Annotated in this window: 6 protein-coding genes and 1 pseudogene; 1 reads left to right on the top strand and 6 read right to left on the bottom strand. The window is 74.6% G+C overall.

Features of this window, described 5'->3' with window-relative positions; genetic code table 11:
• From AE652_RS24515 to AE652_RS24505, 3 genes are all read right to left on the bottom strand, one after another.
• Nucleotides 1-724 (bottom strand): serine hydrolase (locus AE652_RS24515; RefSeq protein WP_049655113.1); only part of this gene is annotated, 724 nt, incomplete at its 3' end.
• 891 nt (nt 725-1,615) lie between these two features.
• A complete protein-coding gene (locus AE652_RS24510) occupies nt 1,616-3,043 on the bottom strand; it encodes a glucose-6-phosphate dehydrogenase (NADP(+)) (protein ID WP_049655111.1) in 1,428 nt (475 codons plus the stop codon).
• Nucleotides 3,040-4,863 (bottom strand): glycoside hydrolase family 15 protein, encoded by a 1,824-nt coding sequence (locus AE652_RS24505; protein ID WP_049655108.1) that lies wholly within the window; start codon nt 4,861-4,863, stop codon nt 3,040-3,042. Before AE652_RS24505 ends, AE652_RS24510 begins: the two co-directional genes overlap by 4 nt.
• Before the next feature lie 251 nt (nt 4,864-5,114).
• Here AE652_RS24505 and AE652_RS24500 point away from each other — a divergent pair, with 251 nt between their 5' ends.
• Nucleotides 5,115-6,161 (top strand): lactonase family protein, encoded by a 1,047-nt coding sequence (locus AE652_RS24500; RefSeq protein ID WP_049655106.1) that lies wholly within the window; start codon nt 5,115-5,117, stop codon nt 6,159-6,161.
• Between the two features lie 55 nt (nt 6,162-6,216).
• Here AE652_RS24500 and AE652_RS24495 read toward each other — a convergent pair whose 3' ends face one another.
• From AE652_RS24495 to AE652_RS45270, 3 genes and pseudogenes are all read right to left on the bottom strand, one after another.
• Entirely contained in the window at nt 6,217-8,964 is a 2,748-nt protein-coding gene (locus tag AE652_RS24495) for an alkaline phosphatase family protein (protein ID WP_049655103.1), read from the bottom strand.
• A 4-nt stretch (nt 8,965-8,968) separates the two neighbouring features.
• The gene (locus AE652_RS24490) at nt 8,969-10,405 is read right to left on the bottom strand and encodes an ABC transporter permease (RefSeq protein ID WP_049655101.1); all 1,437 of its coding nucleotides are present in this window, start codon (nt 10,403-10,405) and stop codon (nt 8,969-8,971) included.
• Nucleotides 10,402-10,568 (bottom strand): annotated as a pseudogene (locus tag AE652_RS45270) (ABC transporter ATP-binding protein); the annotation flags it as partial. The gene AE652_RS24490 and the pseudogene AE652_RS45270, both read right to left, overlap by 4 nt.

Here is a 10,568-nt window from a genome sequence, read left to right as displayed (position 1 = left end):
CGCTGGCCAGCAGGGCGCCGGCCGGGGCCTCCAGCGGGGCCAGGTTCTGCCGGACGGCCCGGGGCAGGCCGGTCGCGGCGTTGAGCGCGTGCCCGGCGGCGACCGGCCGTCCGGGGGCGGCGGTGTCGACGAACACCGGCCCGGTGCCGAAGGGTTCGAGCAGCAGGGCGCGCACCGCCTCGTGCCAGGGCATCCCGGTCACCGTCTCGACCAGGCGCCCGGCGGCGACGTAGCCGGCGTTGGAGTAGGAGAAGTCCGTCCCGGGCGGGAACAGCGCGTCCGGGGCGGTGCAGACGGCGGACAGGTAGCGGGTCGCGGTGGTGCGGGCGGCGGCGTCGGAGTCCGGTCCGGTGGGCAGTCCGCCGGTGTGGCTCAGCAGCTGACGAATCGTTACTTCAGGCAGCTGCCGGAGCTCCGGGAGGTGCTCGGCGGCCGGCTCGTCGAGGTCGAGGTCGCCGTCGTCGGCGAGCAGCATCACCAGGGCGGCCGTGTAGGGCTTGGTGAGCGATCCGACCGGAACGGCGGTGTCCTCGGTGAACGGTGCCCCGGTGCCGGTGTCGGCCACCCCGGTGTGCAGGACGACGGCCTCCGGGCCGGTGTCCAGCACCAGTTGGGCACCGGGCACCCGGTGGGCGCGCGCGAGCGTGTCGAGCCGGTGCTGCAGCTCGCCGCGCAGGAGGAGCGGCGACCGCTCGCGGGCGGGCGCCGGACTGGCGTACGGCATGGCGGAACTCCCGTTGACTGGTTCTCGGGTGCGGGCGCGCCGGGCGCCCGCGGCGGAATGCGGCGGAATCGCGGATTGGGAGGCGGCACAGCGGGAATTCCCGACCGTCGTCGCCTGCTTCAGGACGCGCGGGAACGGGGGGAATCGGCGTCGGCCCGGCCGGCGGAGGCCGTCCGGCCCCGGGAACGGGAATCCCCGGACGCCCGCGGCCGGGCACCGCACCCGCCCTCGCGGAGCCGTTCCGCGGTCGCGTCGGCGCGCCCGGACCGGGCGGTGCGAATACGATCCGGATTTCCCTCCGCGCGATGAACGGCGGACCGGATCGCGGTGAACCGCGAGCCTCCGAATACTCTTACCCCGCCGGCACGTTCGAACAGAAAACCGTCCCCCGGCGGCCGGCCGCTCTCCCGGCCCCCACCTGCGCAACGGCCGTACCCGGCATGCCCATTCCCCCTTTTGGCGATCCACCCCCGCAACCGCCGCGCGGAACGCGCCGACACGGTCGGGGAGTCGCACAATCCCTGTCGTCCCGAACGTCCGGACGACGAACGCGCAACAGTCTTCACGGCGGGTCAGCCGCTCGCAACCCCTTCCGATTGAACGGAGAGCGACCGCCGTCGGTAATCGGAACGCCAAAATCCCAGGTGCGACTCCCGGCCGCGCCCGGAACGCCCGAGAACGGGCGCGAATTCTTTGGCCGAAAATATAAGGTTCGGATCCCACCAGCCACTCGAACAGTCATTCGTCGAAATAGCCGAGTGATTTACCGGGCGCCTGTGACGAATGTGGTGACTGTGATGCCTGGGATTGCTGTGCCGGAATGCGACGGAATTCACCGGGCGGGCCGCGAGTGGCACTGCCCGGGGCCCGAGCGCCCGGGCACCGGCGCGGCTACCACCAGTGCGGCGGCGGCCCCTGCGAGCCCGCCGGGTACTCGTCCAGCAGGACGAGCCCCCGCTCCCAGGCGGACAGCACCGGTTCGAGCACCCGCCAGGCCTCCTCGGCCTCGTCGCCGCGGATGGACAGCGCCGGATCGCCGTTCAGGACGTCCAGCAGCAGCCGCCCGTACGCGGGCAGGTCCTGCGGCTCCATCCGCGCGGTCAGCGAGAGCGGGACGAGCTCGTGGGCGTGGGCGCCGATGCCGGCCAGGTCCAGGGCCAGCCCCTCCGGCTCCAGCTCGAACCGCAGCACGTTGGGCCGGGCCTCCCCACCGTGGCCCTCCCCACCGTGGCCCTCCCCGCCGGAGCCCTTCCCGCCGTGGCTCTTCCCGCCGTGGCCGAACGGCAGGTGGGGCACCGGGCGGAAGTGCACCGCGACCTCCTTGCGGTCCGCCCCCAGGGCCTTGCCGCTGCGCAGCCGGAACCGCGTCCCGGCCCACCGCCAGCTGTCCAGCTCCAGTTCCACCTCGGCGAAGGTCTCGGTGCCGCGCGCCGGGTCCACGCCCTCCTCCTCGGCGTACGCGGGGACGTCCCGGTCCCCGATCCGGCCCGGCAGGTAGCGGGCCCGCCGGGTGCGGTGCACCACGTCGTGCTCGGTCAGCGGCCGTACGGAGCGCAGCACGTCCACCTTCCGGTCGCGCAGGTCCCGTTCGCCGAGCGTGAGCGGCGGTTCCATGGCCACCAGGCAGAGCAGTTGCAGCAGGTGGTTCTGGACCATGTCCTTGAGCGCCCCGACCCGGTCGTAGTACCCGGCCCGGCCCTCCAGCGCCAGCGTCTCGTCCCAGGTGATGTCCACCTCAGCGATGTGGGTGCTGTTCCAGAGGGGTTCGAGCACCCGGTTGGCCAGCCGGCTGCCGAGGACGTTCTGGACGGTCGTCATGGCCAGGAAGTGGTCGACCCGGAACACCGCCCGCTCCGGCAGGAGTTCGGCGAGCAGCCGGTTCAGCTCCCGCGCGCCGGCCAGGTCCTCGCCGAAGGGCTTCTCCAGCACGATCCGGCTGCCCTCCGGCAGGCCCGCCGCGTGCAGGGCGGTGACCGCGCCGGGGAAGAGCGCCGGCGGGAGGGCGAGGTAGACGGCCACCGGCCCCTCCCCGGCGACGACCGCGGCCACGTCGGCCGGGTCGGTGACGTCGGCCCGCCGGTAGTCGAGGGCGGAGACCACCGCCTCCCCGGCCCCGGCCGGGAGGGCGCCGCCGTGCCGGTCGAGCCGCTCCGCGGCCCACGCCCGGTACCGCCCGGTGTCCCAGTCCTCCCGGCTCGCCCCGGTCACCCGGAGCGCGTCGCCGGTGTGCCCCGCCGCCCGCAGCGCGGCCAGCGCCGGCAGCAGGAAGCGGGCGCTGAGGTCCCCGGTCGCGCCGAGGATCGCGAGCCGGTCGATCATCCCCGTCCCCCCGCCCGGGCCAGGTTCACGCCGCTGGAGATGATCCCGATGTGGCTGAACGCCTGGGGGAAGTTGCCCATGAACTCTCCTGTGGACGGGTCGATCTGCTCGGACACCAGCCCCAGCGGGCTTGCCCGGGAGCACAGCGAGGCGTACAGCTCCCCGGCCTCGTCGGTCCGGCCCTGGCCGACCAGGTTGTCGACCAGCCAGAAGCTGCACAGCACGAAGGCGCCCTCGTCGCCCGGCAGCCCGTCCGGGGACTCCTCGTGCAGGTAGCGGTAGAGCAGCCCGCCGCCCGCCGACAGGCGCTCGGCGACGGCTGCCGCGGTCGCCACCATCCGCGGGTGGCCGGCCGGCACCACCCGGCGCAGCGGGAGCGCGAGCAGGCTCGCGTCCAGCGTGCCGCCGCCGTCCAGGTGGGCGCTGAGGGTCTTGGCGTCCTCGTCCCAGGACTGCTCCAGGACGAGCCGGCGCAGCTCCTCGGCCGAGGCGCGCCAGCGGTCCGGCCCGTCGGACCGGCCGAGCCGCTCGCCGATCCGGGCGGCCCGGTCCAGGGCCACCTGGCACAGGCCCGCCGAGTACGTGAACACCCGGCCCTCGCTGCGCACTTCCCAGATGCCCTGGTCCGGCTCCCGCCAGGCCTGCCGGGCGGCGTCGGCCAGCTCGGCCAGGCCGGCCCAGAGCGCGGGCTGGATCTCGCCGCCGGAGCGCAGCCACTGGTGGGCGCAGTCCAGGATCTCGCCGTAGACGTCGTGCTGGCGCTGGTCGGTCGCGCCGTTGCCCCAGCGCACCGGGGCCGAGCCCTGGTAGCCCTCCAGTTCGCCGTCCACGACCTCGTCCGGCACCGGGCCGCCGCGCAGGTCGTACATGATCCGGGGCCGCCGGCTGGTCTCGAAGGCGTCCAGGACCCAGCCGAGGAAGGCGTCGGCCTCGCCACCGAAGCCGATCCGGCGCAGGGCGAACACGGCGAACGCCGCGTCGCGGATCCAGCTGTAGCGGTAGTCCCAGTTGCGGATCCCGCCGATCGGCGCGGGCAGCGAGGAGGTGGGGGCGGCGACCAGCGAGCCGTTGGCCCAGTCGTCGCAGAGCTTCAGCGTGATCGCGGCCCGCCGGACCAGGGGCTCCTGGGGGCCGTCGTACGCGAAGTGCCCCATCCAGCGGCGCCAGGCCTCGGCGGTGGCCTTCAGCGTCGCGTCGGTGTCGAAGCGGTGGTGGCGGTGGAAGCGGCCCCAGGAGAGCACGAGGTCCAGGCGTTCGCCCTGCCGCAGCTCGTGGGTGCCGCGCAGGCCGGTCAGCGGGCGGTTGGAGCGCAGGTGCAGCCGCAGGTCCGGGCGCCGGTGCGGGCGCACCTCCAGTCCGCTGAACAGGGCTCGGGCCTGCGCGCCGCCGCGCGGCTCCAGCTCCGCCCGCAGCCGGACCGTCCCGTCCAGCACCACGGCCGAGCGCACGAGTTCGCCCCGGTCGGCCGGCGCGTCGTCGGTGAGGTCGGCGCCGGAGCGCAGGGTCAGCGCGTCGGTGACGCGCACCAGGCCGGTGGGGCCGCGCAGTTCGGTGACCAGCACACCGGTGTCCGGTTCGTAGCGCTGCCTGGCCTCCACCAGGCCCTCCGGGGCGAGGGTGAAGTGCCCGCCCCGGGCGTGGTCCAGCAGGCCGCAGAACAGCGGCTCGGAGTCGAACCGGGGCAGGCACAGCCACGGGATGGCGCCGTCCAGGCCGACCAGCGCGGCCGTCGCGCCGTTGCCGATCAGGCCGAGGTCCTCCAGCGGCGGATACCCGTTCCGGCGGCGGACCGGCCGGAACGGTGGGTCGGGGTCGTACATGCCGCCTCGCTTCCGCAGCGCCAAGGGGGGTGGTCGAAGGGGCGTCGTCCCGGTGCGGACCGCCGGGCCGACGGCGACCCGGCCGCGCGGCCAACGGCTCCCACGTTCCCGGGGATCGGGCCGGTCCGCGATCCGGCCGCTCCGGCAGCGGTGCTTTCCAGTGAAAAAGCGCTCTCCGGCGAAAGAGCCCGGACGCCGCACCTGCTAGCGTTCGAGCCCGGACGGCGGACGGTGGACGACGGAGGTTTGCGGTGGCGGACAGCGGCGCGGAGCGGGCCTTCATCGGGTCGTTCACCTCGGAGGGCGGGCGCGGGATCGTCCTGGCATCGCTGGATCCGGACTCGGGGGAGCTGACCGCCACCGGTGTCGTCGAGGCCGTCGACCCGTCCTACCTCGCCCTCGGGCTCGCCGCCCGCGGCCCGGTGCTCTACGCCGTCTCCGAGACGGAGCCGGGCGCCGTCACCACCCACGACCTCGCCGCTCCGGCGCCCCGCCCGCTCGGCGCCCCCGTCCCGGTGGACGGGGACCACCCCACCCACCTGAGCCTCAGCCGGGGCCACCTGCTGACGGCCAACTACGGCTCCGGCAGCGTCAGCGTGCTGCCGCTCGCCGACGACGGCACCCCGCGGCCCCCGGCCACCGTGCTGCGCCACCGGGGCAGCGGGCCGCACCCGGACCGCCAACGGGCCCCGCACGCCCACCAGGTGCTCCCCGACCCGTCGGGGCGCTGGGTGCTCGCCGTCGACCTCGGCACCGACGCGGTGCGGGTCCTCGCCCTGGACCCGGCGACGGGGGCGCCCACCGTGCACGCGGAGACCGCGCTTCCGCCCGGCACCGGGCCGCGGCACCTCGCCTTCCACCCCTCCGGCCGGCACGCGTACGTGCTCGGCGAGCTGCGCCCCGTCGTGACGGTCTGCCGCTGGGACGCGGCGGCCGGGGCGCTCGAACCGGTCGCGGAGGTCCCGCTGTTCCCGGACGGCGTCGAGGGCCCGGTCTCGCCGTCGGCCCCGGTGGTCTCCCCCGACGGCCGGTTCCTGTGGGCGGCCGAGCGCGGCACCGACACCATCGTGGTGCTCGCCCTCGACGCGACGGGCGAGCGGGCGCACGTGGTCACCTCGGTGCCCTGCGGGGGCCGCTGGCCGCGCGACCTGGTGCTGGGCCCGACCGGCACCCGGCTGTACGCGGCGAACCAGCACTCCGGCGACGTCACCTGGTTCGACCTGGACGCCGCCACCGGTGTCCCCCGCCGGGCGGGCTCGCTGGCCGTCCCGGCGGCGTCCACCGTCCTGTTCGCCTGACGCGCGGGCCCCGGGCCGGGGAAGCGGCCCGGGGCCCGGTGCGGGCGCGGCGGGATCAGCCGTCGCTCTCCGGCGAGGGCAGGTAGGCGCCGGGCACGTCGTCCGGCGCGAGGATCGTGCTCTCCCCCGGGTACGGCGCGGTCCAGTTGTGCGTCTGGTACCAGACCAGGTGCTCCATCTGCGCCGGGTTGGCGTGGTCGGCCACGGCGTTCGGGCCGGTCAGCCGCTGGTGCGACTTCCAGGCCTCCCACCGGTCCACGACCGGCTGCTGCGCGGCCGGCGGCGCGGTCGTGACCGGCGCCGCCGCCCGGAGGTCCTGCTCCCCGGGGACGTCGAGGCCGCAGGAGGGCGGCGTCTTGAGGCCGTCGGTCAGCGAGGTGCGGTTGGGCACCGCGGTGAACGGCGTGTAGTCCGGCCGGTCGGTGAAGGCCCCGGTCATCGGGCTGGCCGCGCTGTCCTTCTGGTTCATCGGGTGGATGCCGAGGATCTGCTCGATGGTGCGGACCATCGTGATCTGCGAGTAGTAGCGGCTGTCCACGGCCCCGTGCCGCGCCCAGGGGCTGATGATCTGGATCGGGGCGCGGTGGCCGTCCACGTGGTCGAGGCCCGCCTGGGAGTCGTCCTCGACGACGAAGATCGCCGAGTCCTTCCAGTACGGGCTGTGGGTGATCTCGTCGACGATCCGCCCGGTCGCCAGGTCGTTGTCGGCGACCTGCGCGGCCGGGCTGGCCGGGCCGCCGGTGTGGTCGCTGGACAGCCAGAGCATGTTGAGGTTCGCCGGGCCGTTCCGCTCGAAGTCCTGCTTCCAGACCTGGTAGCGGTACAGGTCCGGCACGTCGGTGTCGAACCTCGGGAAGCCGGGCACCGAGACGCTGTTGAGCGAGGGGATCGGCGAGGAGGACTTGAGGGCGTAGGCGCTGCCCTGCCCGGTCGCGTCCATGGTCCTGGCGTCGCAGTACAGGTTCTGCCAGGTGGCGTCGGCGGGCTTGTCCAGGAACTGGTGGAACTCGCCGAAGTCGCGCACGGTCTTCCCCGCCGCCTGCGCGCCCGTCCACAGGAAGCCGGAGCGCTGGTGGCCCAGGGCGTCGTCCTCGGTGTCGTAGCTGCGCTCGTACTCGCCGGCCGAGGACTCGGTGTACTCCGGGTTGTCCGCCTGCATCAGCCAGTTGTGGCCCTCGGCGGAGTTGGTGCCGATGTCGTAGGTGTTGTCGTAGAGCCCGAACTGCTCGGCCAGGGCGTGCTGGTTGGGCGTCACGGCGGCGCCGAACTGGGCCAGCTTCGGGTCGCCGTCGCCCTCGGCGACGTCGCCGAAGACCTGGTCGTAGGTCCGGTTCTCCTTGACGATCAGGAAGACGTGCTTGATCGGCGACGGGTCGCCGATCCGCTTCGGCACCACCTCCTCCTTCGCCTTGTGGCCGTTCGCGAGCTTGACCGCGTTGTTCGTCCAGCCGTTCTGCTGGAACACCTTGGCGGTCTGCGCGCGGATCACCTTGTCGCTCGGCAGCGTGAACCGGGTGAGGCTGGAGGTGGTGTCGTGGGTCTTGTGGGCGCCGGTGCTGTTGGGCCGCCGGGCGTCGATGCCACGGGTGTTGGAGACGATCACCTCCGAGCCGACGGTGGCGACCTCCGCCGGGAAGTAGTCCGTGGGCAGCAGGCCGACGTAGCTCACCGGCTCCTGCGCGCCGACGAAGCGGTAGACGGCCACCGCGTTGGCCCGGCCGAGGGTGACCAGCAGCCGGCCGTCCTCGGTGAGCGTCACCGCGGTGGGCTCGTAGCCGACGGAGGCCTCCGGCCAGGGCTTGGTGGAGACGGTCTGGACGACCTTGTCGTGCGCGGTGTCGATCACCGACACCTCGTCGCTCGCGGTGTCGGCGACGAACAGCACCCCGTTCTTCGCGTACAGCGCGGTCGGGTGCAGGCCGACGGCGATGGAGCCGACGGCGGCGGCCGGGTCGGCGAGGTCGATCACGCTGACCGTGCCGGTGGTGGTGGCGGCGGTCGCCGGGTCGGCCGGGACCTGGGTGCCGTAGGAGTTGATCGTGGTGTCCCCGGCGGTGGCCGTACGCCCGCCCTCGTTCGAGACGTACAGCTTCCCGCCGACCCGGACGACGCCGCGCGGCGCGTTGCCGACCGCCCAGCTCCGCTGGACCGCGCCGGTCGCCGCGTCGATCGCGACCACCCGGTTCTGCCCGTTGACGGCGGCGTACACCGTCGAGCCGTCGGCGGAGAACACCGCCCCGGAGGCCAGCGCGTGCTTCTCCCCGTCCGCCGGGATCTTCACCGCCACCGGGGCGGCGAGGGTGCCGTCGGGCTGCACGGTGAACCGGGTGTAGCCGTCCAGCTGGCCCAGCCACAGCTGCTTGCCGTCCGGCGAGTAGACCGGGGACTCCTGGCCGACCGAGGCGTTGGGGATGCGCAGTTCGTCCGCCTTGTTGGTGCCGACGCGCTGCTTCACCTTGCCGGTCCTCAGGTCCACCACGACCAGCGCCGCGTCGCCGTCGGTGACGGCGGCGGCCAGGTGGGCGCCGTCCGGGCTGACCGTGGAGCCCATGATCTTGCCGTTGTCCAGGACCTGACGGCTGCCGTACGGGGCGAGGTACTGGTCGCTGGAGATCACCAGCCCGTTCTCGGTGGTCTGGCCGACCTGGTCCTCGTCGAACTGGTGGGTGCTCGCGAAGGCCGTGCCGGTGGCCACGGCCACCGCCGTGACACAGGCGGTGGCGAGTGCGGCCTTGCGGCCCACCCGGCGGCCCAGGAGGACCACGTGGGCGTTCCGGCTGCGTCGACGACGCGTTACCTGCATGGCGTCAGCCCTTCGTTGAGTTCGTCGTGCCGGTGGGGGAAGCGAGCAGTGCGACCTGGCCGTCGAACTGCCAGAGCGGGTTCGGCGCGTCCCCGGTCGGGGTGCGCACCAGGAAGTAGCCGTTCACTTCCTTCAGGCCGTCGCCGTCGGCCGTCAGCCGTCCGTCCGAGGCCACGTCGAGCTGGTAGACCGCCGTCCCGGGCGCGTCCGTGCCGGGCAGGTGCCAGGTGACCACGCAGCGCCAGTCGTTGCCCGGGCCCTCCGGCTCGACCTGGCCGTCGCCCCGCCGGCAGTCCGCGGTGGCCCGCAGGTCGGCCTCGGTCACGGCGGGGCGGTGCAGCTGCTCGGTCTGCAGCCGGTACAGGTGCGCGAACACGGTGGCGACCTCCTGCTGCACCTTCGTCTGCGTGATCCCCGAGCCGCTGGAGGGGGTGGCCACCGCGAGCGCGCCGGTGGTCAGCGCGAGCAGCCCGGCCAGCGGCAGCACCCCGGCGAGGAGCGTGCGGCGCCCCACCCCGTCCTCGCTGCCGGTGGTGAAGTCCCGCCGGACGAAGAGCAGGTAGGCCGCCGCGGTGGCGGCCGCGGCCCAGAGCAGGGCGACCGCGACGGCGATCAGCGGCTCGTCGAGCCGGCCCGGGTCGGCGAACAGCCCGTTCCAGGCGACGAAGGCGTACCCGGGCAGGGCGAGGCGCAGCGCCACCGGCAGCGGCAGCAGCTGGGCGAGCTGCATCGCGACCGCCGCCAGCGCGGGGACCAGCAGCCCCATCGGCGAGCGGCCCAGCAGGACGGAGCCGAGCAGTCCGAGCGCCGCCAGGGCCAGGGTCGGCGCCAGCGCGCACGCCCAGGCCAGCAGGACGCTCACGGCCGCGTCCGACGGCGCCAGCAGGTGTCCGTCCACGCCGACCAGCGGCTCGTCGCCGACCGCCGCCAGCCCGCCGACGGTGCTCGACGCCGCCAGGCCGGCCGTCAGCAGCACGATCACGGTGGCGCCGGCCAGCGCCTTCGCCGCGAAGATCCGCCGCGGCGAGCGGACCGTCACCAGCAGGTGCCGCCAGGTCCCGAGCCGGTCCTCGGCGGCGAACACGTCGCCCGCGACCACCGAGGTCAGCAGGGGCAGCGCCCACGAGCCGGCGAAACCGAGGACCACCACCGGCCCGGCCCAGCCCGTGGCGTGCATCCAGCGCCCGAACAGGGTGTCGGAGGGCAGCGTCCCCTGCTGGGCGACGGCGGCCGTGAACAGGACCGGCGCGCTCCAGCAGGCCAGCACCAGCAGCCTGATCCGCCACTGGGAGAGCAGCTTGACCAGCTCGAAGCGGTACACCCGGCCCACCAGCACCGGGCGCTCCCCGGGGGCGACACCGGCGGCGGCCGCCGCGCGTCCGGCCGTGACCGTGCTCGTGCGCCCGCCCCGCTCGATGACTCCCTCGCCGCGCTCGCTCATCGTCCGTCCTCCTGTTGCTCGGTCAGGGCGAGGAACGCCGCCTCCAGGGGCGGGACCACCGGGGCGACCTCGCGCACCCGGACGTCCGCCCGCACCAGCGCCGCCACCAGCTCCTCGACGGCCGGGCCCGGCGCGCGCACCACCAGCGCCCCGGCCGCGCGTC

The sequence above is a fragment of the Kitasatospora sp. MY 5-36 genome, assembly GCF_001182915.1.
Lineage (GTDB): Bacteria > Actinomycetota > Actinomycetes > Streptomycetales > Streptomycetaceae > Kitasatospora.
This window is presented reverse-complemented; position numbering and strand designations above follow the sequence as displayed.

What these genes read in the sequence shown, in the direction of transcription:
- AE652_RS24495 (WP_049655103.1), bottom strand. Translation starts at nt 8,964, where the DNA reads ATGCAGGTAACGCGTCGTCGACGCAGCCGGAACGCCCACGTGGTCCTC.
- AE652_RS24490 (WP_049655101.1), bottom strand. Translation starts at nt 10,405, where the DNA reads ATGAGCGAGCGCGGCGAGGGAGTCATCGAGCGGGGCGGGCGCACGAGC.
- AE652_RS24510 (WP_049655111.1), bottom strand. Translation starts at nt 3,043, where the DNA reads ATGATCGACCGGCTCGCGATCCTCGGCGCGACCGGGGACCTCAGCGCC.
- AE652_RS24505 (WP_049655108.1), bottom strand. Translation starts at nt 4,863, where the DNA reads ATGTACGACCCCGACCCACCGTTCCGGCCGGTCCGCCGCCGGAACGGG.